At 70.1% G+C, this 24,981-nt stretch carries 29 protein-coding genes, 1 tRNA gene and 3 pseudogenes; 26 read left to right on the top strand and 7 right to left on the bottom strand.

The window, feature by feature from the left end; all coding sequences use genetic code 11:
- Positions 1-10: 10 nt before the first annotated feature.
- Positions 11-1,153, bottom strand: coding sequence for a DUF3344 domain-containing protein (locus OG858_RS16090; protein ID WP_327724071.1), 1,143 nt, complete (start codon positions 1,151-1,153; stop codon positions 11-13).
- Positions 1,154-1,451: 298 nt separating this feature from the next.
- On the opposite strand from OG858_RS16090, the gene chpG reads away from it, so the two are divergent.
- The 8 genes from chpG to OG858_RS16050 all read left to right on the top strand — a co-directional run bounded on the left by chpG (position 1,452) and on the right by OG858_RS16050 (position 6,613).
- On the top strand, positions 1,452-1,691 hold the full coding sequence (gene chpG / locus OG858_RS16085; RefSeq protein ID WP_046708543.1) for a chaplin ChpG: 240 nt from the start codon (positions 1,452-1,454) through the stop codon (positions 1,689-1,691).
- Between the two features lie 177 nt (positions 1,692-1,868).
- Positions 1,869-2,651 (top strand): hypothetical protein, encoded by a 783-nt coding sequence (locus OG858_RS16080; protein ID WP_327724070.1) that lies wholly within the window; start codon positions 1,869-1,871, stop codon positions 2,649-2,651.
- Between the two features lie 253 nt (positions 2,652-2,904).
- Positions 2,905-3,195, top strand: a complete 291-nt coding sequence (locus OG858_RS16075; RefSeq protein ID WP_046708541.1) for a hypothetical protein — start codon at positions 2,905-2,907, stop codon at positions 3,193-3,195.
- Between the two features lie 195 nt (positions 3,196-3,390).
- Positions 3,391-3,888: a DUF5949 family protein gene (locus OG858_RS16070; RefSeq protein WP_086752198.1), complete on the top strand. Its 498-nt coding sequence runs from the start codon at positions 3,391-3,393 to the stop codon at positions 3,886-3,888.
- Positions 3,888-4,493, top strand: coding sequence for a vitamin K epoxide reductase family protein (locus OG858_RS16065; protein ID WP_086752200.1), 606 nt, complete (start codon positions 3,888-3,890; stop codon positions 4,491-4,493). Before OG858_RS16070 ends, OG858_RS16065 begins: the two co-directional genes overlap by 1 nt.
- A gap of 211 nt (positions 4,494-4,704) precedes the next feature.
- On the top strand, positions 4,705-5,214 hold the full coding sequence (locus OG858_RS16060; RefSeq protein WP_179201363.1) for a hypothetical protein: 510 nt from the start codon (positions 4,705-4,707) through the stop codon (positions 5,212-5,214).
- A 90-nt stretch (positions 5,215-5,304) separates the two neighbouring features.
- On the top strand, positions 5,305-5,763 hold the full coding sequence (locus tag OG858_RS16055; RefSeq protein ID WP_373420899.1) for a tyrosinase family oxidase copper chaperone: 459 nt from the start codon (positions 5,305-5,307) through the stop codon (positions 5,761-5,763).
- Entirely contained in the window at positions 5,747-6,613 is an 867-nt protein-coding gene (locus tag OG858_RS16050) for a tyrosinase family protein (RefSeq protein ID WP_319263971.1), read from the top strand. The genes OG858_RS16055 and OG858_RS16050 overlap by 17 nt, the downstream gene beginning before the upstream one ends.
- A 108-nt stretch (positions 6,614-6,721) precedes the next feature.
- Here OG858_RS16050 and OG858_RS16045 read toward each other — a convergent pair whose 3' ends face one another.
- Complete coding sequence (locus OG858_RS16045; RefSeq protein ID WP_086750475.1) at positions 6,722-7,009, bottom strand: chaplin; 288 nt, start codon at positions 7,007-7,009, stop codon at positions 6,722-6,724.
- A 405-nt stretch (positions 7,010-7,414) separates the two neighbouring features.
- Positions 7,415-7,825: an arsenate reductase ArsC gene (locus tag OG858_RS16040; RefSeq protein ID WP_327724069.1), complete on the bottom strand. Its 411-nt coding sequence runs from the start codon at positions 7,823-7,825 to the stop codon at positions 7,415-7,417.
- Positions 7,826-7,954: 129 nt separating this feature from the next.
- Between OG858_RS16040 and OG858_RS16035 the strand changes: the two genes are divergently transcribed.
- From OG858_RS16035 to OG858_RS16025, 3 genes are all read left to right on the top strand, one after another.
- Positions 7,955-8,266, top strand: a complete 312-nt coding sequence (locus tag OG858_RS16035; RefSeq protein WP_319264043.1) for an ArsR/SmtB family transcription factor — start codon at positions 7,955-7,957, stop codon at positions 8,264-8,266.
- 32 nt (positions 8,267-8,298) lie between these two features.
- The gene (locus OG858_RS16030; protein ID WP_319319796.1) at positions 8,299-9,102 is read left to right on the top strand and encodes an aquaporin; all 804 of its coding nucleotides are present in this window, start codon (positions 8,299-8,301) and stop codon (positions 9,100-9,102) included.
- A gap of 628 nt (positions 9,103-9,730) precedes the next feature.
- On the top strand, positions 9,731-10,180 hold the full coding sequence (locus OG858_RS16025; protein ID WP_327724068.1) for a hypothetical protein: 450 nt from the start codon (positions 9,731-9,733) through the stop codon (positions 10,178-10,180).
- A gap of 49 nt (positions 10,181-10,229) precedes the next feature.
- Here OG858_RS16025 and OG858_RS16020 read toward each other — a convergent pair.
- Positions 10,230-10,507: pseudogene (locus OG858_RS16020) on the bottom strand (UTRA domain-containing protein); the annotation flags it as partial.
- A gap of 49 nt (positions 10,508-10,556) precedes the next feature.
- Here OG858_RS16020 and OG858_RS16015 point away from each other — a divergent pair.
- The 6 genes and pseudogenes from OG858_RS16015 to OG858_RS15990 form a co-directional block, all read left to right on the top strand.
- Positions 10,557-10,631, top strand: a pseudogene (locus tag OG858_RS16015) (transposase); the annotation flags it as partial.
- Positions 10,632-10,756: 125 nt separating this feature from the next.
- Entirely contained in the window at positions 10,757-10,885 is a 129-nt protein-coding gene (locus OG858_RS16010) for a hypothetical protein (RefSeq protein ID WP_256960684.1), read from the top strand.
- Positions 10,882-11,226, top strand: a complete 345-nt coding sequence (locus OG858_RS16005; protein ID WP_218779643.1) for an IS3 family transposase — start codon at positions 10,882-10,884, stop codon at positions 11,224-11,226. The genes OG858_RS16010 and OG858_RS16005 overlap by 4 nt, the downstream gene beginning before the upstream one ends.
- An 85-nt stretch (positions 11,227-11,311) precedes the next feature.
- Entirely contained in the window at positions 11,312-11,812 is a 501-nt protein-coding gene (locus tag OG858_RS16000; protein ID WP_218779644.1) for an IS3 family transposase, read from the top strand.
- A 198-nt stretch (positions 11,813-12,010) separates the two neighbouring features.
- Entirely contained in the window at positions 12,011-12,550 is a 540-nt protein-coding gene (locus OG858_RS15995; RefSeq protein WP_086750480.1) for a SigE family RNA polymerase sigma factor, read from the top strand.
- Positions 12,550-13,374, top strand: coding sequence for a hypothetical protein (locus OG858_RS15990; protein ID WP_319064847.1), 825 nt, complete (start codon positions 12,550-12,552; stop codon positions 13,372-13,374). The genes OG858_RS15995 and OG858_RS15990 overlap by 1 nt, the downstream gene beginning before the upstream one ends.
- 112 nt (positions 13,375-13,486) lie before the next feature.
- Here OG858_RS15990 and OG858_RS15985 read toward each other — a convergent pair.
- Positions 13,487-13,610: pseudogene (locus tag OG858_RS15985) on the bottom strand (response regulator transcription factor); the annotation flags it as partial.
- 73 nt (positions 13,611-13,683) lie between these two features.
- On the opposite strand from OG858_RS15985, the gene OG858_RS15980 reads away from it, so the two are divergent.
- Together OG858_RS15980 and OG858_RS15975 are read left to right on the top strand one after the other, a co-directional pair.
- Positions 13,684-13,947: an integrase core domain-containing protein gene (locus OG858_RS15980; protein ID WP_319064846.1), complete on the top strand. Its 264-nt coding sequence runs from the start codon at positions 13,684-13,686 to the stop codon at positions 13,945-13,947.
- A gap of 93 nt (positions 13,948-14,040) precedes the next feature.
- A complete protein-coding gene (locus tag OG858_RS15975) occupies positions 14,041-14,739 on the top strand; it encodes a tyrosine-type recombinase/integrase (protein ID WP_256960341.1) in 699 nt (232 codons plus the stop codon).
- A 179-nt stretch (positions 14,740-14,918) separates the two neighbouring features.
- Here the strand turns inward: OG858_RS15975 and OG858_RS15970 are convergent.
- Positions 14,919-14,991 (bottom strand) — tRNA-Arg (locus OG858_RS15970).
- A 309-nt stretch (positions 14,992-15,300) separates the two neighbouring features.
- Here OG858_RS15970 and OG858_RS15965 point away from each other — a divergent pair.
- From OG858_RS15965 to OG858_RS15935, 7 genes are all read left to right on the top strand, one after another.
- Complete coding sequence (locus OG858_RS15965; protein ID WP_179200922.1) at positions 15,301-16,938, top strand: dynamin family protein; 1,638 nt, start codon at positions 15,301-15,303, stop codon at positions 16,936-16,938.
- A gap of 287 nt (positions 16,939-17,225) precedes the next feature.
- Entirely contained in the window at positions 17,226-19,010 is a 1,785-nt protein-coding gene (locus tag OG858_RS15960; protein ID WP_408059407.1) for a GTPase, read from the top strand.
- A 217-nt stretch (positions 19,011-19,227) separates the two neighbouring features.
- Positions 19,228-19,707: a single-stranded DNA-binding protein gene (locus OG858_RS15955; protein WP_086747915.1), complete on the top strand. Its 480-nt coding sequence runs from the start codon at positions 19,228-19,230 to the stop codon at positions 19,705-19,707.
- 290 nt (positions 19,708-19,997) lie between these two features.
- A complete protein-coding gene (locus OG858_RS15950) occupies positions 19,998-21,422 on the top strand; it encodes a Cys-Gln thioester bond-forming surface protein (RefSeq protein ID WP_256960343.1) in 1,425 nt (474 codons plus the stop codon).
- Between the two features lie 240 nt (positions 21,423-21,662).
- Positions 21,663-23,327 (top strand): energy-dependent translational throttle protein EttA, encoded by a 1,665-nt coding sequence (ettA, locus tag OG858_RS15945; RefSeq protein WP_078935355.1) that lies wholly within the window; start codon positions 21,663-21,665, stop codon positions 23,325-23,327.
- Between the two features lie 2 nt (positions 23,328-23,329).
- Complete coding sequence (locus OG858_RS15940) at positions 23,330-23,743, top strand: acyl-CoA thioesterase (protein WP_037703190.1); 414 nt, start codon at positions 23,330-23,332, stop codon at positions 23,741-23,743.
- Positions 23,740-24,432, top strand: a complete 693-nt coding sequence (locus OG858_RS15935) for a hypothetical protein (RefSeq protein WP_086747914.1) — start codon at positions 23,740-23,742, stop codon at positions 24,430-24,432. Before OG858_RS15940 ends, OG858_RS15935 begins: the two co-directional genes overlap by 4 nt.
- Before the next feature lie 87 nt (positions 24,433-24,519).
- Here OG858_RS15935 and OG858_RS15930 read toward each other — a convergent pair whose 3' ends face one another.
- On the bottom strand, positions 24,520-24,924 hold the full coding sequence (locus OG858_RS15930; RefSeq protein ID WP_086747913.1) for a globin: 405 nt from the start codon (positions 24,922-24,924) through the stop codon (positions 24,520-24,522).
- Positions 24,925-24,981: the final 57 nt, after the last annotated feature.

The raw sequence follows: 24,981 nt of genomic DNA, 5'->3' as shown, positions 1-24,981 counted from the left end.
GCGGCGCGCGTCACGGCTTGGCGTCGACGGCGACGAAGAGCGCCCCGACCCAAGCCGCGTCCCGCTGCGAAACGATCCGGAAGGCCAACTGGTCACCGCCACGCCGGATTTCATCGCCCAGTTCGAGAACATCCGAGTCGTATCCGAGCGTGTTCGAGTACGCCGGTGTACGCCCCGAGATGCGCGGCCCCGGTTCGCTGATCGTTGAATTCAGTACGTCGTCACGTGGGTTGGCCGCGTCGCCGAGCGCGACGGCCGGGCCCTGCCCGGTCGAAACGGTGAGCGAATCACCCCGGCTCCCCCGATCGCCGTTGTAGGCGACCAGGCCCACGGTCCCGCGCGCGCGCTCGGGCAGCGCCATTCCGTTCAGCCGGACGCGCTGCTCCCCGCCCTGCGTGAGTGTGTCGAAGCCGTCCCACATCGCCAGGTGCCGCAGCGGCTCCGCCGCGTTCTCGTACGCCACCATCAGCGTCCAGCCGCCCCATGCCCCGGCCGCCGAACGTCCCATGGCCACATTGACCTGCGCCACCGTGTAGAGCCCCGAACCGCTGGACCGCACCAGCTCCGTGACGTCCGCCGAGGCCTGGAACGCGTCCGCGCCCCGCGCCACCCGATGCCCCACCACCGAGTCCGCGAGCACCTCCTTGTACTCGCCCCCGGGCTCCGCGACGAGCACGCGCCCGTTGTCCTTCGGCGGCTTCTGCTCACCCACCAGCAGGTTCCCGCCCCAGTACAGCCGCGCGTACGACACCCGCGCGCCCGGCGGCAGCCGGACCTCGCCCCGGCTGGAGTTGTAGGTGTTCGGGTCCTGGTCGACGTCGATGTAGAACATGTCGAAGTCGTCGTTGACGGCGGTACGCCCCGCACGCGCGTCGGCGCACGACGGCGCCGCGGGCGCGGGCGCCGTGGACGGAGCGGCCGTGGCCGGGGCTGCCGTCACCGGTGTACGGCAGGTGATCGAGGAGTTGGCAGCGCGGACGATCCCGCCGTGCTGCACCGCCCGGTAGCGCTGCCCGAAGGCGAGGCGCTCGGCCTCGGGCGAGGGTGCGGGTGGCGGCGCGGCCGTCGCGGGAGCGCCCGGCCCCCAGAGGGCGGCGAGGGCGCAGCAGCCCACCATCGCGCGGCGCAGCAGAGGACCCGGATGAATTCGCATGACCGGCGGTGCCCTTTCGGGAGCTCGTTCGGGTGCTTGTCTGGGGAAAGTCGAGGACCGTCGAAGGGCCGAAAATCTGCGGATCTGATAAGGGCCGCAGCGACCTGGGGAGGTGCGCAACTCTAGCCCGCTATGCGTACTTATCTGCGGAACGCGCCAACTGTGTCGGAATGGTGAAGCAGGCGTTCTGCGAGATCACCCCTTTGGAGGCACAACCCCCGGTGCATGCCGCGCGTTGACTCAGCGCCGGGCACCCCCGCCCGAGTGTTTATGCATCAACTCCAAGGAGCACCTCTCCATGTCGCGTATCGCGAAGGGCCTGGCCCTGACCTCCGTTGCTGCCGCAGCCGTGGCGGGCACCGCCGGCGTCGCCACCGCCGACAGCGAGGCGAAGGGCTTCGCCGCCCACTCCCCGGGCGTGCTGTCGGGCAACGTCGTGCAGGTTCCGGTCCACGTGCCGGTCAACGTGTGCGGGAACACCATCAACGTCATCGGTCTGCTGAACCCGTCGTTCGGCAACAAGTGCTTCAACGACTGACGTTCGAGGACTGACGTCCCCGCACTGAGGTTCGCGCGTTGAACACGAGTCGGCCGTTCTCCCCACGGGGAGGGCGGCCGCTTCGTGTTGCTCCAGATGGGGCCCTTCGGTTGCAGACGCCGATCATCGATTTCACGGTGAGAAGACGATTTTTCGCACCGATTGAAAGGAACATCCATGCGTGTTCTGCCCGCACGGCGTCTCGCGGTCTCCGCACTCTGCGCCACGCTCCTGCTCGGCGTCTCCGCCCCGGCCGCCCTGGCGGCCGACGTCGAGTCGGCGCGTGACCGCGCCCGGTCGGCAGCCCCCGTCCCCGGCGCGGACGCGGAGGCGCTCCAGGCACAGCTCAAGGGCCTCGGCGACCTCGGTGGTGTACTGAAGCCGGTGACCGACCTGCTCGACGCCGTGCTCAAGGCGGACAACGGCCGGCTCCCCGCCGACCAGGCGGCCAAGCTGGGCAAGGCCGTCCAGGACGCCATCGCCAAGGCCAAGGCGGAGGCACCGGTGACCCCGCCGGCCGTACCGCCGGCCGCCCTTCCGGCCGACCCGGCCGCGCCCGCCGTGCCCAGCACCCCGCCCTCCGCGACCACGCCCACGGTCCCGGGAGCCCCGGTGGTGCCGTCGGTCCCGGCCGCTCCGCAGCAGGCCGTCACGCTGCCGGCGTTCGACCGTGGTCTCGCGCAGCCGGCCGGTAGATCCGCGGCGGACCCGGTGACCGACGCGCTCACCGCCCTGCAGGTTGCGGTCGACACCCTGCTCAAGGCGGTCGCTTCCGGCGATCCCGCCCAGGTGCTGCCCGCCGTCACCGGCGTGGTGAACAGCCTGGTCAAGCTCATCGCGGCCACCCTCCTGGGCAGCAACCTGCCCGCTCCGGCCGCCCTGCCGCCGGTGCAGACTCCGGCGGACCCGGCGGTGACGCCTCCCACGGACGCGTTGCCGGAGGCGCCGCCCGTGGGGTGAGGTCGAGGTGAACCGGCTGGGGCGAGCAGACCGCGGTTCACCGGCTGAAGCGAGCCGACCGAGGTGAACCGACTGGGGCGAGTCCGTCGCTCTCCGCCGGCCGTCGGACCGACCGCCGTCCGGGTCGGTCCGACGGCTGTTTCGTATGACCTGTTGTTCGGCGTCAGATATGACCTGTCCGGTAAGGGTTTCCGTCGGAGCGAGGGCTCGTTGGACACGGCGCAGTGCTTCCAGTACCGAGGAGAGGAACACGATGAAGTCGCTGAAGGCCGCCGCTGTCGTCGCAGGGTCCATGGCCATCGCCGGTGCCGCCGCACCGGCCTTTGCCTACGACGCCACGGACGTCACGCCCACCAGCCTCAACGGTGCGGTGAACACGCTCTTCAAGGGGCCCATCGAGCCTGCGCCGTTGCAGCACCAGTCGAACGCGCTCGACACGGAGAGCAAGGGCTCCGTGCTCCACACGGTGAGCGGTGCGACCAAGGCACTCAACTCTCCCGGCGGCCCCAGCAAGCTCCTCGGCGGTCTGCCCCTCCAGGGCTGAGGGTCCCCGCCGCAGCCCCGCAGGGCCGGTTCCGCGAAGGTGCGGCACCGGCCCTGCGCGTTCCTCGGTCCCTCCGGCGGGTGAATTCCACGTTGTTCGAGGCGTGTCCCTCGTTCGTGTGGTCGGTCGTGGTGTGTCGCCCGGTCGGGTGAAAACACGGCTGAGTCGTTTGGCGGGCGTGGATAGGGTTCCGCGGTGACTTCAACTTCCGCTGAAATTCGTCCTTTCCGCCCAGCCGACCTCGGCACGCTCGTCGTCATGGCGTGGAGTGGTGAAGCCCCCGACGGGGACATGCCCTATCTGTTGGCCTACACCCTGGGCGACGGCCGGAACGGCCCGGAGGGCTCCACGGCCGCCGTGGCGGATCTGCTGACGAGCCTCGGTCTGTCCATCGGTGAGAAGGTCGTCGACGGCGCCGCCAACCCCAGCCTGCCGGTCACCCTGCTCGTCGAGGCGGGCCAGGCCGTCATCACGCTGCCCCAGCTCAACGCCCAGTGCCCGGCCCCGCCGGAGTGGCTCGCCGCCGTCGGCGCACGAGGCTTCGCCTACCTGCTCTTCGCAACCCGCCCCTGGCCCGAGGCCCGGCCCGGCATGCCCGTCGAGCCGGAGGCCCTCGCCGCCTTCGCGGGCGACACCGCGACGCTGACCAGCGCGGCGCACGTCCTCCTGCCGGCCCGCAGCCTGCGCGGTTGATGACCGCCCCGGCAGGGCGGTCGGTGCGTACGGCCGGCGGCAGCCGTGCCTTCGCGATCCTGCTGCTGATCACCGGCGCGGCCGGGCTGCTCGCGTCCTGGGTCATCACGCTCGACAAGTTCAAGCTGCTGGAGGACCCGAACTTCACCCCCGGGTGCAGCCTCAACCCCGTGGTCTCCTGCGGCAACATCATGAAGAGCGACCAGGCCTCCGCCTTCGGGTTCCCCAACCCGATGCTCGGCCTGGTGGCCTACGGCATCGTCATCTGCGTCGGCATGAGCCTGCTGGCCGGAGCGGCCTTCCCCCGCTGGTACTGGCTGACCTTCGGCGCGGGCGCGCTGTTCGGGGTCGGCTTCGTGACCTGGCTGCAGTTCGAGTCGCTGTACCGGATCAACTCGCTGTGCCTGTGGTGCTGCCTGGCGTGGATCGCCACGATCGTCCTTTTCTGGTACCTGGCCTCTTTCAACGTCCGCAACGGTTTCCTGCCCGCACCGGCCTGGCTGCGGGGCTTTCTCGGTGAATTCACGTGGGTGCTTCCGGTGGTGCACCTCGGAGTGATCGGGATGCTCATCCTGACCCGTTGGTGGGACTTCTGGACAAGCTGACCAATGGACCGATAGGCCTCTCGGACTAATGCGGCAGGCGGGTGAATCTTGAGCTGAGGGAGATCTCCGGATCGTTCACCCGGTACGGACGCCGAGCCTCGGATCACGGCTCGCGCACCGCCGATTCCGAATCCGTCGATTCGGTTGATGCGGTCGATTCCCACGATCGCCGATCCTGGATCCGCCCATTCCTGAAAGGGACCGTACCGAGATGAAGCCGACCACACGAGGAACCCTTGCCGCCGTCGTCACCGGTGTGGCGGCCGCTGTGGGCGCCTCCGCCGCTCCCGCCGCCGCGGCCGGGGCGGTCCCCGTCCCCCTGCCGCTCGACGCGGTGGAGCACTCCCTGAACGTGAAGGCGCCCAAGCTGGGAGGGGAGTTGCCGCTGCTCATGCCAGGCGCTCCCGAAGGAGGACCGAAGTACGTCGAGGGACGGCTGCTGCCTGCGAGCGCCCTGCCGCAGATGCCGCTCGGCGCCGCGCTGCCGGGGCTGAAGGCCGAGACCCCGCTGCCCCGGATCGTCGGGGAGGGCTTCGAGCGGGTCGGCGTCGACGCCCCCGCCGCCGACCTGCGGACCCTGACCCCCGGGCTGAACGTGGAGACCCCACTGACCGCGCCCGACCCCGCTGCGCTGGGCGTGCCCAGCCTGAAGGACCCCCAGGTGGCCGTCCTCCCTCCGCTGCTGCGGACGGCGCCGACCGCGAACCTCGGGCTCGTCTGAGCCCGTGGCGACACGGAGACGAGGCCCGGGGGCGTACGAACCCGGGCCCGGCCGTCCGGGGGCACCGCTATCGAACACGACGAGGAGAGAGTGTTGTTCGTCAGCAGAGTGACGGTGGACCCCGAAGCCGGTCGCGGCAGAACGCGCCGCAACGCGCTGCGCGCCCTGGGCGTGTCGGCCGTCGCCTTGGCCGTGGCCCCCGTCGTCGCCGCCGTGTGGCCCCGCCGGTCGGCGCGGCCCGAGGAGGCGGACTTCCACGAGACGTACCGGGGCCGCCGTATCCGCGGCGTGAAGTCCGACACGGGCCAGGCGGCCTACCTGGGTGCCCGGACGCCCGGCCCAGGCGAGTGGGACATCACCGTCGACGGGCGCGCCCTGCACCTCATGCGCCGCGCGGACGGCACATACCTGAGCATGATCGACCACTACCGCTCGTACCCGACGGCCCTGGAGGCGACCCGCGCCGCCGTCGAGGAACTGGGCGCCACCCAGCGCCTGCGCGTGTGGGACAAGGCGGAGGGAGCGGTCGGCCATGGCCTACACACGTAAGGACGTCAGCACGCTCACACGCACGGAGCGGCGGCGGTTCGTCGCCGCGCTGCTGGAGCTCAAACAGCGTGGCGAGTACGACGAGTTCGTGCGGATGCACATCGACCACTACGTCTCCGACGGCGACGGCGGTCTGCGTACGGCCCACATGGCGCCCTCCTTCCTGCCCTGGCACCGCCGGTTCGTACTGGAGCTGGAGAAGGCGCTGCGCCGGATCGACGACTCGGTGACCGTGCCGTACTGGGACTGGACCCGGGACCGTACGACCACGTCGGTGCCGTGGACCGTCGATCTGCTCGGCGGCAACGGACGGCGCTCCGACCTGCGGGTGATGACCGGCCCCTTCGCGTACGGGACGGGCAGGTGGACCATCAGGGAGGGGCTGACGGACATCAAGTACCTCACCCGGGACTTCGGCTACCCGCGCAACCCCGTCGGCCTGCCCACCGCCCTTGACCTGGACACGGCCCTCGCCGAGCCGGTCTACGACAAGACCCCCTGGAACTCGGTCACCCGCGGGGGCTTCCGCAACCGGCTCGAAGGGTGGGGGCAGGGGACAGGCAACGGCTCGTGGCTCAACCACAATCGCGTGCACCGGTGGGTCGGCGGGCACATGGTCGGCGGCGCTTCCGTCAACGACCCCGTCTTCTGGCTGCACCACGCCTTCATCGACCTGCAGTGGACGCGCTGGCAGCGGCGTCACCGGAACGGGCGCTATCTGCCGGCCAAGCCGCTGGGGAAGGGCCACTCGCAGCGGGGGCGGATCGTCGCGCGCGATGAGCGGATGCCCCCCTGGAACGTGACTCCGGGCAGCATGGAGGAGATCGGTCACCTGTACCGGTACGCGTGACCGGCGGAGGTTTCTGGGGATGACAGGAAGCCCCCGACGGTGTCCCACCGTCGGGGGCTTCCTGTCACTGCCTTGTCGCTGCTGTGCCGCTCGGGGGTGTAGGCCCCGTCAGTGGCCGTAGCCGGACGGGCCGTGGTTGCCCTTGTGGCTGTCGCCGCCGTTGTTGACGCAGACGTTGCCGAAGGCCGGGTTCAGCAGGCCGACGACGTTGATCGTGTTCCCGCACAGGTTGACCGGCACGTTGACGGGGACCTGCACGATGTTGCCCGACAGGACACCCGGGGAGCCGACGGCCTTGGCCTCGGCGCCCGCGTCCGCCGCGGCCAGGCCGGCGCCGCTGAGCATGACAGCGGACGTGCCGAGCGTGACGACGGCTGCCTTCGCGATGCGAGACATCACGTTCTCCTTCTTGATCGGTGAGTACGACCCCTCTTCGCGGCCGTACGCCCGTTCAACGCGCCCGCGCACCGGGGGTCACGGCGTCTGCCGGGGGATCACCCTTTCCGCACGGGAGCGTGGGGCGGCTCGCACGGCGTCCTTCCGGCGGGGACCGACGGCGCTGGCGTCGACGCCGACGGCCGCGAAGCCCTCCTCGCGCGGGGCGGTGAGCAGGGTGTTCCCGGTCGATGACGGCGTTGCGGGAGGCGATGACCGGGTGGGCCGGTCGGCGGTCCCCCCCTCGCGGCGGACCGGTCGGCGCCGAGTTCGACGCAGCGGCACCCGGCACCCGGCGGCCGGTCCGTCGGACAGGGTGACTCGTCCGGGTGCCGTTCAAGGGAATCCGGGTGTCGTTCTCCGAGATCAGGGCGTGGCGTCGATTTCGGAGATCAAGGCCTCGACGCGGGTCCTGATCCGGTCACGGATGGGGCGGACCGCCTCGACACCCTGGCCGGCCGGGTCCTCCAGCGCCCAGTCGAGGTACTTCCTGCCCGGGAAGATCGGGCAGGCGTCGCCGCAGCCCATGGTGATGACGTAGTCGGAGGCCTGGACGGCTTCGGTGGTGAGCACCTTGGGCGCGGCGCCGGCGATGTCGACGCCGACCTCCTTCATGGCCTCGACCGCGGCCGGGTTGACCTCGTCGGCGGGGAGCGAACCGGCCGAGCGGACCTCGATCCGGTCGCCCGCGAGGTGACGGAGGAAACCGGCGGCCATCTGGGAGCGGCCCGCGTTGTGGACGCAGACGAAGAGCACGGAGGCGATGGGGGAGGTCATGGGTGGCGTTGCTTCCTTCGCTGGCTTCCCTTGCGGGGCGGCTCGCTTCGGACTGAGGTGTTGTGACAATATCAGCGCATGCTGAAGTCAGTCGACAGTGATGCAACTCGAGGTCGGAGCCGGGACCCGCTGCCGGATCCGGTTCGGGAGCTGATCCGGGTGCTGGCCGACCCGCTTCGCCTCCGGATCGTCACCCTGCTCGCGCACGAGACCCTCTGCACGACTCACCTCGTGGAGGAGACGGGCGCCAGACAGACCAACCTCTCCAACCACCTGAAGGTGCTGCGCGAGGCCGGGATCGTGGAGACGGAACCGTGCGGGCGGTGGACGTACTACCGGCTCCGGCCGGAGGTCCTCGCCTCCCTCGCGGGCGGGTTCGCCGAACTGGCCGAGGCCGCGCGGGTCACGGCCGAGAACGACGTGAAGCGGTCCTGTTCCTGACCGGCGTCGCCGGTCCACGCCGAGGAGTCCTGATGACTGCCATCGAGGAGAGCACCACCGGGGCCGTTCCGGTTGCCGTTGGGTCCGTGCGTACGCCGTTGGGGGCGCGTGTCGCCGCCGAGTTCGTCGGTACGGCGGCGCTGGTGACGGTGGTCGTCGGGTCCGGTATCCAGGCCACCGGACTGACGCGTGACGTCGGGGTGCAGTTGCTGGCGAATTCCCTCGCCACCGTCTTCGGGCTGGGGGTGCTCATCGTCCTGCTCGGGCCGGTTTCCGGCGCGCACTTCAACCCGGTCGTGACCTTGGCCGAGTGGTGGACGGAGCGGCGGAGCGGCGGTGTGGGGGACCCGGAGGCCGCGGGGGCGGCCGGAGTCGAGGGTGCCACGGGTGTCATGGGCCGCGAGGTGGCCGCGTACGTCTCCGCTCAGACTGTCGGGGCGGTCGCCGGGGCCGTGCTGGCGGACGCGATGTTCGCGGAGCCCCTGGTGAAGTGGTCCACGCATGAGCGTGCGGCCGGGCATCTGCTGCTGGCCGAAGCGGTCGCCACGGCCGGTCTGGTGCTGTTGATCTTCGGCCTCGCCCGCACCGGGCGACTGAGGTTCGCACCGGTGGCGGTGGCGTCGTACATCGGTTCGGCGTACTGGTTCACCTCATCCACGTCCTTCGCGAACCCGGCGGTGACGGTGGGCCGAGCCTTCACCGACACCTTCGCGGGAATCGCGCCGGGGTCGGTCGCCGGTTTCGTGGGGGCTCAACTGGTGGGTGGGGCGATCGGGTTGGGGCTGGTGACCGTCATCTTCCGGGCCGCCCCCGCCCCGCGGCCACCCGCCTCGTAGCCCTCGCCCACGGGCTCCCGTGCCGAAGGCTTCGCGGACGGCTCTCGGGGCGGGGCGGGGAGAGGGAGCGGCTCCACCGCGAGACGCTCGCGGTGGAGGTGGTGTCACCGGAAGGAGCGGTGCAGGGCGTGCGTGTCCGCGCGTTCAGAGTCGCGGTTGCCCCTGAGTGCCCCATGATCTGAGGCTGGTTCTCGCCATACTGCCCTCTGCCGTCCCGGCTGGGTGTCGCGGCCCCGAGGGGAATGTGTCTGCCGGGATGTTCCCTGGTCGGAACCCGTGTGGCGCCCCGGCAGGACTCGAACCTGCGGCCAAGCGCTTAGAAGGCGCTTGAGCGGACCACTGGGTGAGCGGGTCTGACCTGGCCCTTTCCGGGCACCGACTCCGGACGTTCGGCGACTTCGACACGCATTCGACCGAGGAGGATACGAACGCGCTTCGGCTACGTCCACGCATCCCGGGCGCACTTGGATGTCAGCGGAACAGCTGCGGCACTGGGCAGGCCTCCAACGGCTCCTCCGGCCGGTCGGCCCAGTTCCACCAGACATGCCGACCGGCACATCTCCACAGCGACCGGCAGACCCGCCGGCCGTCGTCCTCCCGCCTGGACAGTAGGAGGCCGCCGAACTCCATGAGCCGGCCGCAATCGGGGCAGGCCGGGGCGTCGTTGGTCATGCGGCGCACACTAGTGCTGGAGACCGCATGGGTTCACCGGGTTGAGGTGGAGTCGCGCCTCGACGCACCCGTGCCTGGCATGATCTCCCGCATGTTCGAAGAGAGGCTGGACGCGCTGGCACAGATGATGGCCGAGCATATGGCCGCGCCGTTCCCTCCGGGCTTCCGCGGCCTTTCCATCGAAGGTCGGGACATGGTGCTGCTCGATGCGGACTCCTACGCCTACGCGGCCGTTGTCCTCGAAGGCCCGCTCGATGAGCGGCGTCGCGCTGGCTTGAGCAGGCTCACAGCGGCGTTCGAAAAGGTACTTCCCGCGATCGGCGACGAGTACGGGGCCAAGTACTACACACACGTGCGCGACATGGCAGTGCTGGCAGCCGAAATCGAGACCTTGCGCGACAAGTAGACCTCCGACCGCCACGACCACCCGCCGGTGAACCTACGCGCTCACAGCGCTACCGGTTGATCGGGATCTCATAGACGATCTCGCAGTGCGCGGCGGGCACAACGATGTCCGCTGTCTCCACGGGCTGCCCCTGGTCGCTGTAGTACGTCCGTCGGATGTGCGTGACGAGCGCGGCCTTCTGGATGCCGAGTAGTGACGCCTCCTCGACGGTCGCCTGCCGTGGCTCCGGCTGCTCCACGGCGTGGCCGACGGTGATGCCGATCGAGGCCATGCGGTTCACGACGCCGCCCCGGCGTGTGGCCCTCCCTCGGGGAGGACGACGAGTGACCTTCCCCTCGTAGCGTTGAGGCTGTGACTGCAGGGGAAGTTGAGAGTCATGGCGGAGAAGCGACAGTCGTACGATGCCGAGTTCCGTGAGGGGGCTGTGCGGATCGTGACTGGGACGGGGAAGACGATCGCGCAGGTAGCGGCCGATCTCGGGATCAAGGAGACCACCCTGGGCAGCTGGGCAGCTGGGCAGCTGGGCAGCTGGGCAGCTGGGTGGCGCGGGCCCGGAGGGCCGGCGGGGACGGGACGATGGGCGAGCTGGAACGCGAGGAGCTCGTGCGGCTGCGCCGGGAGAGCGTGGAGAACCGCAAGCGGATCAAGGAAGTTGCGATAGAGCGTGATGTCTTCAAGCGTGCCATGGCTCTCTGGGTGAAGTGACCGAGAACGAACCGGAGGCGCTGGTCGCCTTCATCGGTCGCCAGAGAGCCGAGCACAACGTGCCCCATCGGATGTCCTGTCGCCTGCTCGGGGTGAGCGAGGTGTGGTTCTACGAATGGCGGCGACGTTCCGCGGAGCCGACGGACCGTGAGGTCAGGCGCGTGAAGCTGGAGGAAAGGATCAGGTACTCCTTCCGCGCGTCGGGCGAGACATACGGGTCGCCGAGGATCACGCTGGATTTGTGGGAGGAGGGCTGGCAGGTGTCGGTGAACACCGTCGCCGAGATCATGGCCGAGCTCGGCCTACAGGGGCGCACCCCCCGCGTCGGCGGAAGTCACTGACCCGGCAGGGCAAGCGGAAAGCCGCCCCTGACCTGGTGCGTCGTCGGTTCGACGCCGTCGCTCCGGATCTGCTGTGGTACGGCACATGACCGAGATCGAGACCGGCGAGGGCAAGATCTACTTGGCGACGGTCATCGACGCGTTCTCGCGGCGCTGTCTCGGCTACGCGATGGGCGAGCATCACGACGCGGCCCTGGCCGGGGCGTCGTTGAAGATGGCGGCCGTGACACGTGGCGGCAGCCTGGATGGGACGATCTTCCACAGCGACCGCGGCGCGGAGTACACGTCCGAGGCGTACAACAAGCTCTGTGACCGCCTGGGCGTGGTGCAGTCCATGGGACGGGTGGGGTCCGCTCTGGACAATGCCGCCGCGGAGAGTTTCAACTCGCTGATCAAGGTCGAGTACATCCACCGCCGACAATTCGCGACCCGGACCGAGGCCCGCCTGAAGATCGCCACATGGGTCACTGGGTTCTACAACCCGCGACGAAGGCACAGCGCGGCCGGCGGCCCACCGCCCGAGGAGTTCGAAAGAACCATCGCCGAAGCGCGCGAGCGACACGGCCAGAAAGATCAGACCGCATAACCAAAGTCTCTACAGAACCAGGGGATTGACAGATGCTGCTGTGGCTGCCGCGGAAGGTGCCGGTGCGGCAGGCGTGAGGCCACGGCCGCGCGGGCCTGCCGCACAATCTCCGGGCCCGAGGCTCGAAGAAAATCCTCCGCGCGGCGGTGCAACGAAATCCGATCCTCATGGACTCCTTCAACCATCTAGGAGGTGACCATGTTGGATCGGAAAGAGGCTCGGGACGCGGAGTTCCAGAGCTTCGTCGTCGGCCGCTGGCCACGGTTGCTGCGCACGGCATTCCTGCTCACGGGGGAGCAGCATGCCGCGGAGGACCTGGTCCAGTCGACGCTCGAACGGGCCTATGCGGCCTGGCGCAGGGTCGGCGCGGCCGACGACCCCGACGCGTACATACGGCGCGTGATGATCAACGCGCACGCCCGCAGGCACCGCAGACGTCTCAAGGAGTTCCTGGCGCCGAAGGACCACTCGGGCCTCACCCACGAGCTGCCCGACGCCGACGACCGCATCGCGCGGTCTGACGACCGCGGCGCGCTGCTGACGGTGCTCGCCGCACTGCCCGCGCGCCAGCGGGAGGCGGTGGTCCTGCGGTACTGGGAGGACCTGAGTGAGGCGCAGGCGGCGGAGGCCATGGGATGCAGCGTCGGCACGGTGAAAAGCAACACGGCGCGGGGGATCGCGAAGCTCCGCGCCCTGCCGGGACTGGCCGAGGCACTCACGAGCGGAGGGCGGAAGTGATGAGCGGGGACAGGGAGACGAACCACGACATGACGTACGACGAGGCGCACACGGACATCGCCCTCCTGCTGGCGGACGCGGCGGACGAGGTCGAGGTCGGCGCGGCCCCCTATCAGGCGGTGGTACGGGGAGGGAGGCGCCGCAAGACGCGCCGCTGGGCGGTGGCCGCCGCGGCCGCGGCGGTGATCGCGGGGTCCACGGGGACGACGCTGGCGCTGGCGGGAGGCACGGGCGGCGGGCACGGGGCGGGGCAGGTGGCCGCGCGGCCCTCGGCGGGGATGGCGAAGCAGACGCCCGAACGGCGGGTGACGACTCTGGCCAGGGGCACGGACCACGGCAGGAAGTGGAAGGTCGACGCCGCCGTCTGGACCGCGCCGAAGACCACGGCGAAGGCACGCGCCCAGCTCGCCGAGATGGCCCTGTACGGGGAGGAGCCGGTCAAGGTGGAGAAGGCCTCGGACCTGGTGGGCAGGAGCTGGCACTTCGTGCACCTGACCGTGGAGGGCAAGCCGTCGACGGTGATCCTGAGAGCAGTCAAGAAGGACGACGTGGTCGCGGGCAAGGGGCTCGAGGCGTACCCGAGGCCGTTGGACACCGACCGGGTCGACGCCCCGCAGCGCCTGGTGATCGGCCAGGTCGCCCGGACCGTCCAGGAGGTCACCTGCACCTGGGACGACGGCACGAAGACCCGGGTGGAACGGGCCGCTGCGGGGGCCGGCGACTTCAAGAACCTGATCCGCGAGGTGGACGGCTCCCCGAAGGACTGGTTCGTGTGCCTGGGACCGGACGGAGTGAACTACGAGAAGGCGGAGGTCACGGGGTGAGGTGAGCGATGCCGGCAGGGCGGCGGCAGGGGTCACCACCCCCACCGCGGCAGCAGGGGTCACCACCCCCACCGCGGCAGCAGGGGTCACCACCCCCACCGCGGCAGCAGGGTCACAACCACCCCTGCTGCCGCCGCCTCCCGCATCGCCTCCATCCGGTTGCGGGTGCCTGTCTTGCCGATCGCGGAGGAGAGGTAGTTGCGGACCGTGGACTCCGAGAGGTGGAGCTTGGCCGCGACGATCTTCCACAGCGACCGCGGCGCGGAGTACACGTCCGAGGCGTACAACAAGCTCTGTGACCGCCTGGGCGTGGTGCAGTCCATGGGACGGGTGGGGTCCGCTCTGGACAATGCCGCCGCGGAGAGTTTCAACTCGCTGATCAAGGTCGAGTACATCCACCGCCGGCAATTCGCGACCCGGACCGAGGCCCGCCTGAAGATCGCCACATGGGTCACTGGGTTCTACAACCCGCGACGAAGGCACAGCGCGGCCGGCGGCCCACCGCCCGAGGAGTTCGAAAGAATCATCGCCGAAGCGCGCGAGCGACACGGCCAGAAAGATCAGACCGCATAACCAAAGTCTCTACAGAACCAGGGGATTGACAGCGGACCAATCCCCTCCCCAAGGGGGAAGGAGTCGACGGCTGTCGCCAAGACCAGCAACGCCGTGGACAAGCGGTCGTTGCTGAACGCGGACCAGGCGGCGGCACTCCTCGGCTGGATCCGGAACAGGCCGCGTGGAGGACAGCGACTGCACGCGTTCTTCGCCACGCTGTACTACTGCGCTCTGCGACCGGAGGAAGCCATAGCCATGCGAGTGCAGGACGTGACGCTGCCAGGACCCGACGGCGGGGACCAGTGGTGCGAGCTGCTGATCCACACGGCGACTCCGGAGGTCGGCAAGCAGTGGACCGACACCGGAGAGATCCACGAGGAACGCGACCTGAAGGGCCGTGTCGAGGGCGAGACGCGCACCGTGCCAGGGCATCCCGCCCTGACGCGCATCCTGCGGCAGCACATCGAGGACGAACAACTCAAGCCAGGGGATCTGCTGTTCCAGGGAGAGACGGGCGGCATTCTCGCGGGCTCGGTCATCCGCCGGGCGTGGCGCAGCGCCCGCAAGGCCGTCCTGCTCCCGCACGTCTTCGACTCGCCCACAGGGAGGCGGGTGTACGACAACCGGCACACGCGCCTCACGAAGTGGCTCAATGACGGAATTCCACCCGCCCAGGTGGCCGAATGGGCCGGGAACAGCGTGCCGGTCCTGCTGGCCACATACGCACGGTGCGTCGAGGGTCAGCTGCCTGACCTGAAAAGGCGCCTGGAGGCCGCTGGAGACCTGCCCGAGCCGGCCGACGGAGACTGAGGCTTCTCGCCAAGAATTTCGACACGTATTCGACAGGGTCACCCGCGAAAACCCGGTGACAGCCGGACAGCCCCGGACCCTCCCCTTGATCGTCGGGGGAGTGTCCCGGGGCTTTGTCGTTGCGAGCGATACCCGCTGTGACCAGCAAAAAACCCTCCCAAAGGGAGGGTGGAGACTTGCGCCCCCGGCAGGACTCGAACCTGCGGCCAAGCGCTTAGAAGGCGCCTGCTCTATCCACTGAGCTACGGGGGCCGGTGTGGTGGCCTCTGTCGTGGTGCCCGGGTGTGGGCTGATCCGTGACGTTGCCGGGGACAAGGATAGGGCTCCCGAGTCCTTGTCCCTGTTGCTTCGCCTCCGTGGCTCAATGTGGAGGTTCGGTGAAGCGGTCCTGATAATCGCAGGCAGGTACGAATCGTGCACCTCTTTTGGCGCCTCGGGCCCCGGGTGTTGTGCACTCGTTATGCCTGCGCCCCTCTCGTCCCCTCCGTCCCGTGTGTCCTGTCGGCGCGCAGGCGTACTTATATGCTTCAGAATGTCCACAAAATTGGGCATTCTTCGCATGTGGTGACCTTGGACGTACGGCCCCAGCTGCTCGACGCGCTATCCACCCTGCGCGACCGTGTCGCCGCCGCGCGCTTCCCGCTGCCCCTGGCAGGAGCCCCGCGCGCGCGTGCCGACCGCGACGAACTACTCGCGCAACTCGACGACTACTTGGTGCCCCGGTTGCGGCAACCCGAAGCGCCGTTGCTGGCCGTTGTCGGGGGGTCGACCGGAGCCGGCAAGTCCACTCTCGTCAACTCCCTGGTGGGGCGGAAGGTCAGTGAGGCCGGCGTGCTGCGGCCGACGACCCGCACGCCCGTACTGATCTGCCATCCCGAGGACCATCATTGGTTCAGTGGCATGCGCGTGCTGCCCAACCTCACCCGAGCGTGGGTACCTCAGCAGGAGCCCGGTCAGGATCCGGGCGACGAGTCGTTCCCGCCGGGCGGGGGCAAGGGTGGCGGCAAGGGGAGCGAGCGCATTCTGCGCATCGAGACCGCCGACAGCCTTCCGCCCGGGCTCGCCCTCCTCGACGCGCCCGACGTCGATTCCCTGGACGCCGACAACCGCGTCCTCGCCGCCGAACTCATCTGCGCCGCCGACATCTGGGTGATGGTCACCACGGCATCCCGCTACGCCGACGCCGTGCCGTGGCATCTGCTGCGGTCCGCGAAGGAACACCGGGCGACCCTGGTGACCGTGCTCGACCGGGTGCCCCACCAGGTGGTGTCCGAGGTTTCCCGGCAGTACGGGGCGCTGCTGACCAAGGCCGGGCTCGGTGACGTGCCCCGGTTCACCGTGCCCGAGCTGCCCGAGTCCGCGTGGGGCGGCGGGCTGCTGCCGGGCACCGCCGTCGCATCGCTACGGGCCTGGCTCGTCCAGCAGGCGACCGATCCGGCAGTCCGGCACGAGGCCGTGGCCCGCACCGCGCACGGGGTTCTCGACTCGCTGAGGTCCCGGATGCCCGAGCTGGCGAGCGCGGCGGCCCAGCAGTACTCCGCCGCCCTGCGGCTCACCACCGCCGTCGACACGGCGTACGACAGCGAGCACGCGCGCGTGAAGGGGCGTCTGCAGTCGGGGGCCGTACTCGCGGGGGACGCCCTCAAGCGGTGGCGCAGCTATCCCCTCGACTGCACCGCCGGTGAACTGCTCGACGCACTGGCCGAAAGCCTCGGCACCCTGCTGCTGTGCGCCGTCACCGCCGCCGACGAGCGGATCGGCGAGGCCTGGCGCCGTGAACCGGCCGCCGTGGCCGCCGGGCTGACGGAACGTGACGCCACGCGGGAGAGCGTCGAGCACCGGATCGGGATGACCGTACGACGCTGGCGGCGCGTCCTTGAGGAGTACGCCGAGGAAGAGGTGCGTGGCCTCGACCGGAGTGTCGCGCCGGACGTGGAGGCGGTGGCCGCCCTGGGCGCCACCGCCCTGTTGGGCGGCCGGCGGGCCCGGTCCGCGGGGGAGGGGCTCGCCGAACGGATCGGGGCGCACGGCGCGCTGCGGCTGCGCGACCGGGGCGGACGGCTGCTCACCGAGTACCTCGACCGGGCCCTCGACACCGAGCGCGAACGCCGTCTCGCCCCGCTCGACGCACTCGACGTGCACCCCGAACCACAGGCCGAACTCATCGCCGCCCTGTCCGTACTGCAGAAGGAGAGGTGACCGCCGTGACCGCCGTCGCTGACCACACGGATCAGACCGGAGACGACGTCCCCGAGACGGGTGACGACACGGGGGCCGACAGGAAGGCCGACAGGAGGCGTGACGATGGGGGGAGGGGCTTCTCCTTGGAGGCCGCTGCCGAAGAAGGGCGCCCGGCGAACCCGGACGGGGGGCCGTCGGGGAGTGCCGAGAGCCGGCGTTCCGAGAGGAGCGAGGCGCGGGACCGGACCGCAGGTCCACCGGCCCTCCCGAGCCGCGAGCAGCGATCGAACGGCGAGCAGCGTTCGATGGGCGGGAACGACGTCCACGCGCGCGTGCCCGACCGTTCCGGCGCCGGCACTTCCGGGGATCCGTCCGCTGGTACGGACTCGGGCGACCCGTGGGACGACGGGCTCATCGCCCGGCGGGCCACCGAGACGAGTGCCGCCGAGCGGGTTCCGGGCGTGGAGAGCAGGGCTTCGGCGGCGCAGACGGTCACCCCGCTCGCGTACGACGGGCGCCTGAGGTCGCGGCTCGACGCGCTGCGGGAGCTGGTGGGGCAGTCCCGTACGCGGCTGGACAGTACGACCCTGGCGGAGGCCGGACGGGTTCTGGACGAGGCCGCGGCACGGCGCAGGCTCTCGGGGCAGCACACGGTCGTCGCCATCGCGGGCGCCACCGGCAGCGGCAAGTCGACGCTGTTCAACGCGCTCGCGGGGGTGGCGATCTCGGAGACGGGCGTACGGCGGCCCACCACGGCCGCGCCCATCGCGTGCAGCTGGAGCGACGGCGCGGCGAGTCTCATCGACCGGCTGGGCATTCCGGGTCGGCTGCGGCGGCGGCCGATGCAGAGCCCGGAGGCGGAGGCCAGGTTGCGCGGCCTCGTGCTGGTGGATCTGCCCGACCACGACTCGGCGGCGGTGCAGCACCGGGAGCAGGTCGACCGGATCCTGGCGCTCGTGGACGCGGTCATCTGGGTCGTCGACCCGGAGAAGTACGCCGACGCCGTCCTCCACGAGCGCTATCTGAGGCCCCTGGCCGGTCACGCGGAGGTCATGTTCGTCGTCCTCAACCAGGTGGACCGGCTGCCCGGTGAGGCCGCCCACCAGGTGCTCGACGACCTGCGGCGACTGCTCGACGAGGACGGGATCGCGCTGGGCGAGCACGGCGAACCGGGCGCCACCGTGCTCGCGCTGTCCGCGTTCACCGGGGACGGGGTGGGGGAACTGCGCGACGCGCTGGAGCAGTTCGTGGCCGAGCGGGGCGCGCCCGCCCGCCGGGTGCGAGCCGATCTGGACGCGGCGGCCGCGCGGCTGTGGCCGGTGTACGCGAACCAGCGGCGTACGGGGCTCAGCGAGCAGGCCCGGGACGACTTCGCCGCGCGGCTTGCGGACGCCGTCGGCGCCACCGCGGCGGGCGAGGCCGCCGAACGCGTCTGGCTGCGCCACGCCAACCGCGCGTGCGGCACCCCCTGGCTACGGCTGTGGCGGTGGTACCAGGACCGGAGCGAACCCCCCACGGGGCGGCTCGCCCTGGCGGCGCCCGTGGACGAGGAGTCCACCGCCCGACAGCGCGTCGAGCAGGCAGTGCGTACGTTGTCCGAGCGTGCCGCGGCGGGGTTGCCCACGCCCTGGGCCCAGGCGGTGCGTGAGGCGGCCGTACGCGGGGCGCAGGGGCTGCCCGAGGCGCTGGACGAGCTGGCGGTGCGGGTCGGGGCGCCGACGGGGCGGCCGCCGCGGCCGGGCTGGTGGCCCGCCGCGGTGCTCGCTCAGGCGTCCATGACCCTCCTCCAAGTCATCGGCGGATTGTGGCTGTTGGGGCAGATCATTGGCTTCATGACACCGAATCTCGGGGTGCCGGTGCTGCTGATGGTGACCGGCATCGTCGGCGGCCCGGCCGTCGAGTGGGGCTGTCGACTGGCCGCCCGCGGTCCGGCCCGGCGGTACGGCCACGAGGCGGAACGGCGGCTGCGGGAGGCCGCCGCCGGGTGCGGCCGGGCGCGGGTGCTGGATCCGGTGGCCGCCGAGCTGCTGCGGTACCGGGAGGTGCGGGAGCAGTACGGGCGGGTGCTGGGGGCGGCCCCGGTGGGGTGAGAGGCGGCCCCTGTGCGGGTGGTTCACCCCGTCGGGTGACGGAGTTGTCCACAACCGGCGGGTAGTGCACAGGGCTCAGCGGGCTCGGCCCGACGACGGCAGTCTGAACACGCGGCGATCACAGCACCGCCGCACGACAGACGCAGCAGTCGTACGGGACGGGCCCGTACGCGTGTCCGGCCGGCGTCGGTGCCGGCGTGAAGGAGGGGTTCGCGAGATGAACGAGACGATGGTGTGCGTGGTGGGGAACGTGGCGACCCAGCCGGTCTGCCGGGAGTTGTCGACGGGTTCGTCGGCCCGGTTCCGGCTGGCGGTGACCTCGCGGTACTGGGACCGGGAGAAGAACGAGTGGACCGACGGGCACACCAACTTCTTCACGGTGTGGGCGCGGCGCACGCTCGCCGCGAACGTGGCGTCGTCCGTGTCACTGGGTGATCCGGTGGTGGTGCAGGGGCGGTTGAAGGTGCGGACCGAACAGCGGGACGGGCAGAGCTGGGCCTCGGCGGACGTCGACGCGGTCACCATCGGCCACGATCTGTCGCGGGGTACATCGGCGTTCAGGCGGGCGGCCCGGGGCGAGACGCCGGTGGGGGCTCAGTCCCAGTCCCGGCCGGAGCCGAACTGGGAGACACCGCCGGCCGGGAGCCGGCTCGACCCGGAAACCGAACTCCGGCCGGAGCCCGTCGGGGTGACGTGACATCAGAACATCAGGCCGTGGCTCCGGTCGTGGCTCATCGGCGAATGCATGGTGAAGAGTCCGTGCGTGCATCTGGTCGATTTGTCGCTAAGAGTTGTTCGCGAGCTGTGCAGGCGATAACGATTCCGATTCGGATCGGTTGTCCGACGATACGACTGGGAAGAGTGGTGCGCCTCATCCCTAGGATGCCGGGCATAGCTCACGGGGCTTCTGATTCTGCTGGTGGGACCACAACCCCCCACGTCAACGGGTCCTGCTCGAAGGGAAATTCTGTGGTTTCTACGTTCTCGGTGTCGTTCTCCGGGTCGTCCGGGTCGTCCGGCTGGGCGGCGTGCAGGCGAGGGGCGGCCCGCCTCGCCGCGGTGTCACTCGCGTCCGGACTCGTCCTCGCGGGTGCGATCGTCACCGCGGGCCCGGCCGTCGCCGACGAGACGGCGCAGAGCTCGGGCGGAGCGACCGCGACCATAGGCGGCCTCAAGACGTACGGGACGGCCGTGCTCCGGACCGACGACGGCCAGGAACAGCAGCTTCCCGCAGGACTGTTCGAGATGTTCGTCGACGGCGGCGGCACCCTGCAGACCTACTGTGTCGACATCCAGAACCCCACGCAGAAGGACGCCGAGTACCAGGAGACCCCCTGGAGCGGCACCTCGCTGGGAGCCAACAAGGAAGCGGGCAAGATCCGCTGGATCCTGCAGAACTCCTACCCGCAGGTGAACGACCTCGCGGCACTCGCCGACAAGGCCGGGGTCAAGGCCCTCACCGAGGAGGACGCCGCGACCGGAACGCAGGTGGCGATCTGGCGGTACTCGGACGGTGCCGAGGTGACGGCTCTGGACCCGGAGGCGGAGAAGCTCGCGGACCACCTGGAGAAGAGCGCGCGGAACCTGGCGGAACCGGCCGCCTCCCTGACGCTCGACCCGCCGGCGGTCTCCGGCCGGCCGGGCGAGCGGCTCGGCCCGGTCACGGTGCACACCAACGCGGACGCCGTGACCGTGACCCCGCCCTCGGACGGGACGGCGGACGGCGTGCGGGTCGTCGACGCGGACGGCGAGGCCGTGACGTCGGCCGGTGACGGCAGTGAGCTGTACTTCGAGGTGCCCGAGAAGACCGCGGACGGCTCGGCCGAGCTGACCGTGGAGGCCTCGACGACCGTGCCGGTCGGCCGTGCCTTCGCCTCCGAGACCCGCAGCCAGACCCAGATCCTCGCGGGCTCCAGCGAGTCCACGGTCTCCGTGACGGCGACCGCGCACTGGGCCGGGAAGGGTGCGATACCCGCACTGTCCGCCGAGAAGAACTGCGCCGAGGGCGGCTTGGAGATCACGGCCGCCAACGAGGGCGACAAGCCGTTCGACTTCGAGCTGATGGGGATCACGTACACCATCGACGCGGGCGAGACCCGCACGGTGACGATCCCGCTCCAGGAGGACCAGGCGTACGACTTCACGATCGAGGGACCGAACGGCTTCGCGAAGCAGTTCCGGGGCGTGCTCGACTGCCGGACGGAGACCGCGACCGGCGCCGGCGGGGACTCGGTCCAGACGCTGAGCGAGCCGAGCCCGGCGACGGTGGGCGGCGGCGTGGCCGCCGACTCCGCCGCCGATCTCGCCGAGACGGGCAGCTCCGGCGCCACCCCGCTGATCGGGGGCATCGCCATCGGACTGGTCGTGATCGGCGGCGCGGTGATGATCCTCCTTCGCAAGCGGAATCCGTGAAGGGACTCCGCCGAGAGAACCGTGCGGTGGATCCGTGAGAGGAAGAGATCCTTGGCAACTCAACAGTGGGTGACCGCGCGCTGACACGTGCGTACGACGCGGCCCCGGTATGCCCCCAAGGCGCCGGGCCGCGTCGCTCGTCCGGGGGGCTTCACCATCCGGTTTCCGTCGAGGGGTGGCCGTGCGGCAAGATGGGTGGTACTGCCCACTGCCAGATTTCAAGTTGCCGGACGGTTTCTCTTGGCTGAGTACATCTACACGATGCGCAAGACACGCAAGGCGCACGGCGACAAGGTGATCCTTGACGACGTCACGCTGAGCTTCCTGCCCGGCGCGAAGATCGGTGTGGTCGGTCCGAACGGTGCCGGTAAGTCCACCGTTCTCAAGATCATGGCGGGCATCGAGCAGCCCTCCAACGGTGACGCGTTCCTGTCGCCCGGCTACACCGTCGGCATGCTCCAGCAGGAGCCGCCGCTGGACGAGTCCAAGACGGTCCTGCAGAACGTGCAGGACGGCGCCGCCGAGATCATGGGCAAGCTCAGGCGCTTCAACGAGGTCGCGGAGCTCATGGCGACCGACTACTCGGACGCGCTCCTGGACGAGATGGGCAAGCTCCAGGAGGACCTGGACCACGCGAACGCGTGGGACCTGGACACCCAGCTGGAGCAGGCCATGGACGCCCTGGGCTGCCCGCCCGGCGACTGGCCCGTCACCAACCTGTCCGGTGGTGAGCGTCGCCGTGTCGCGCTGTGCAAGCTGCTGCTCGAAGCCCCCGACCTGCTGCTGCTCGACGAGCCCACCAACCACCTGGACGCCGAGTCCGTGCAGTGGCTGGAGCAGCACCTCGCGAAGTACCCCGGCACCGTCGTCGCGGTCACCCACGACCGGTACTTCCTCGACAACGTCGCGGGCTGGATCCTGGAGCTCGACCGCGGTCGAGCGATCGGCTACGAGGGCAACTACTCCACGTACCTGGAGAGCAAGCAGTCCCGTCTCAAGGTCGAGGGCCAGAAGGACGCCAAGCGCGCCAAGCGGCTCAAGGAAGAGCTGGAGTGGGTCCGCTCCAACGCCAAGGGCCGCCAGGCCAAGTCCAAGGCCCGTCTCGCCCGGTACGAGGAGATGGCGGCCGAGGCCGACAAGATGCGGAAGCTGGACTTCGAGGAGATCCAGATCCCGCCGGGCCCGCGCCTGGGCAGCGTGGTCGTCGAGGTCAACAACCTCAGCAAGGCCTTCGGCGAGAAGGTCCTGATCGACGATCTCTCCTTCACGCTGCCGCGCAACGGCATCGTGGGCATCATCGGCCCGAACGGCGCCGGCAAGACGACCCTCTTCAAGATGATCCAGGGTCTGGAGGACCCCGACTCCGGTTCGATCAAGGTCGGCGACACCGTCAAGATCTCCTACGTCGACCAGAGCCGCGAGAACATCGACCCCAAGAAGACGCTGTGGGCCGTCGTCTCCGACGAGCTGGACTACATCAACGTCGGCCAGGTCGAGATGCCCTCCCGCGCCTATGTCTCCGCGTTCGGCTTCAAGGGCCCGGACCAGCAGAAGCCGGCCGGGGTGCTCTCCGGTGGTGAGCGCAACCGCCTCAACCTGGCGCTCACCCTCAAGCTGGGTGGCAACCTGCTGCTCCTCGACGAACCGACCAACGACCTCGACGTCGAGACCCTGTCGTCGCTGGAGAACGCGCTGCTGGAGTTCCCCGGCTGCGCCGTGGTCGTCTCCCACGACCGCTGGTTCCTGGACCGGGTGGCGACGCACATCCTCGCCTACGAGGGCGAGTCCAAGTGGTTCTGGTTCGAGGGCAACTTCGAGTCGTACGAGAAGAACAAGATCGAGCGACTCGGCGCCGACGCCGCCCGTCCGCACCGTGCCACCTACAAGAAGCTGACTCGAGGCTGATCTTGCGGCACATCTACCGCTGCCCACTGCGCTGGGCGGACATGGACGCGTACGGCCACGTCAACAACGTGGTCTTCCTCCGCTACCTGGAGGAAGCCCGTATCGACTTCCTGTTCCGCCCGGAGAAGGACTTCAAGCAGGGGTCCGTGGTGGCACGCCATGAGATCGACTACAAGCGGCAGCTGGTCCACCGGCACACGCCGGTGGACATCGAGCTGTGGGTCACGGAGATAAGAGCGGCGTCGTTCACGATCGCCTACGAGGTCAAGGACCCCGAGCAGGTCTACGTCCGGGCCTCGACGGTGATAGTGCCGTTCGACTTCGCGACCCAGCGGCCTCGCCGGATCACGGCCGAGGAGCGCGAGTTCCTGGAGGAGTACAGGGACGACGACGAGGAGGAGGCCGTCGCCGCATGACGGTGCTCCATCTCGCTGACGAGGGGGAGGCGGCGGATCTCGCGGCCTTCCTCTCCAGGCTGCTCCACTACGACCGTGGAGCAGCGGTGCGTCTCCAGGCGACCGGCACGGCACTGGCCGTCTTCGGCCGGCCACCCTCCTTCGAGGTCCTGGCGATCAGGGCCGCGCGTCTCGCCAAGCCCTACGAGAACGGACTCGACGTCACGCTCGACGTGACCGTGTCGGCCGGTGAACTCCTGGAGTCCGTCGACGAGGCCGGGGGTACGGCGCTCGTCCCGGGGGCGGTGACCGGGCCGCCGTGGGCCGGAGTGCTTCCCCCGCGCGGCGGATGGCGGCCGGAAGCGGGACTGCCCGCGCCGGACGCGCTAAGGGCGATGGTCTCCGCGGCGGTGCGCGAATTCCGCTCCCGTACCGAGGAACTGGTGCCCGAGCGGCGTACGCGGGCCGAGCTCGACCGGATCGGGCGGGAGATATGGTCCCGGACGGTCGGGGACACACCTCTGCCGGTGCGGGCCGTGCACGCGGCCCAGTCGCTCGGTTTCCTCCGCACCGCACGGACGGCCGGCCCGTCCGAGGAGGCGTCGCCGGGACTGTTCTCGTCGGGCGCGTGGCTCAGGCTGCGCACGCCGTACGGGTCGATCGCCGTACGCAGGGCGGGACTCGGGGCGTTCGGCGTCAGCGTTCGCTGAGTACGGCACCGCCGGGGTCTCGTCCGTACTTCCGAGTACTGCCAGGAGTGAGTGCCCGGCGGCGGTGCCGGGCCCCACGGCCGCCGCTCAGCCCGGGGCGTTCACCATCGAGGCCGCCGCGTACGTCAGGTAGTTCCACAGCGTGTGCTCGTGTTCCTCGGACAAGGCGAGCTCGTCCACGGCGACGCGCATGTGCTTCAGCCAGGCGTCGTGGGCGGCGCGGTCGACGGTGAAGGGGGCGTGGCGCATACGGAGCCGGGGGTGACCGCGGTTCTCGCTGTACGTGGTGGGGCCGCCCCAGTACTGGATCAGGAACAGCGTGAAACGGTCCTCGGCCGGGCCCAGGTCCTCCTCGGGGTACATGGGCCGCAGGATCGGATCCTCGGCGACACCCTCGTAGAAACGGCGTACGAGGCGCCGGAAGGTCTCCTCGCCACCGACCTGCTCGTAGAAGGTCTGCTCCTGAAGCGTGCCGCGCCGAATCTCGTTCACCTTCCCATGGTCTCAGACGCGGCGGCGGAGGTCTTGAGGCTTAGGACCATCGAGAAG

This window comes from Streptomyces europaeiscabiei, assembly GCF_036346855.1.
GTDB lineage: Bacteria > Actinomycetota > Actinomycetes > Streptomycetales > Streptomycetaceae > Streptomyces > Streptomyces europaeiscabiei.
Note: the sequence above shows the minus strand (reverse complement) of the source record. Positions and strands in the feature narration are given on the sequence as shown.

Coding starts and splice junctions, on each gene's coding strand:
- OG858_RS16060 (WP_179201363.1), top strand. CDS start 4,705: ATGAAGCCGACCACACGAGGAACCCTTGCCGCCGTCGTCACCGGTGTG.
- OG858_RS15955 (WP_086747915.1), top strand. CDS start 19,228: ATGAACGAGACGATGGTGTGCGTGGTGGGGAACGTGGCGACCCAGCCG.
- OG858_RS16030 (WP_319319796.1), top strand. CDS start 8,299: ATGACTGCCATCGAGGAGAGCACCACCGGGGCCGTTCCGGTTGCCGTT.
- OG858_RS16010 (WP_256960684.1), top strand. CDS start 10,757: ATGGGCGAGCTGGAACGCGAGGAGCTCGTGCGGCTGCGCCGGGAGAGC.
- OG858_RS15960 (WP_408059407.1), top strand. CDS start 17,226: ATGGGCGGGAACGACGTCCACGCGCGCGTGCCCGACCGTTCCGGCGCC.
- OG858_RS16090 (WP_327724071.1), bottom strand. CDS start 1,153: ATGCGAATTCATCCGGGTCCTCTGCTGCGCCGCGCGATGGTGGGCTGC.
- OG858_RS16075 (WP_046708541.1), top strand. CDS start 2,905: ATGAAGTCGCTGAAGGCCGCCGCTGTCGTCGCAGGGTCCATGGCCATC.
- OG858_RS16000 (WP_218779644.1), top strand. CDS start 11,312: ATGACCGAGATCGAGACCGGCGAGGGCAAGATCTACTTGGCGACGGTC.
- OG858_RS16080 (WP_327724070.1), top strand. CDS start 1,869: ATGCGTGTTCTGCCCGCACGGCGTCTCGCGGTCTCCGCACTCTGCGCC.
- chpG (WP_046708543.1), top strand. CDS start 1,452: ATGTCGCGTATCGCGAAGGGCCTGGCCCTGACCTCCGTTGCTGCCGCA.
- OG858_RS16045 (WP_086750475.1), bottom strand. CDS start 7,009: ATGTCTCGCATCGCGAAGGCAGCCGTCGTCACGCTCGGCACGTCCGCT.
- OG858_RS16040 (WP_327724069.1), bottom strand. CDS start 7,825: ATGACCTCCCCCATCGCCTCCGTGCTCTTCGTCTGCGTCCACAACGCG.
- OG858_RS15990 (WP_319064847.1), top strand. CDS start 12,550: ATGAGCGGGGACAGGGAGACGAACCACGACATGACGTACGACGAGGCG.
- OG858_RS16050 (WP_319263971.1), top strand. CDS start 5,747: ATGGCCTACACACGTAAGGACGTCAGCACGCTCACACGCACGGAGCGG.
- OG858_RS15935 (WP_086747914.1), top strand. CDS start 23,740: ATGACGGTGCTCCATCTCGCTGACGAGGGGGAGGCGGCGGATCTCGCG.
- OG858_RS16025 (WP_327724068.1), top strand. CDS start 9,731: ATGAGCCGGCCGCAATCGGGGCAGGCCGGGGCGTCGTTGGTCATGCGG.
- OG858_RS15995 (WP_086750480.1), top strand. CDS start 12,011: ATGTTGGATCGGAAAGAGGCTCGGGACGCGGAGTTCCAGAGCTTCGTC.
- OG858_RS16065 (WP_086752200.1), top strand. CDS start 3,888: ATGACCGCCCCGGCAGGGCGGTCGGTGCGTACGGCCGGCGGCAGCCGT.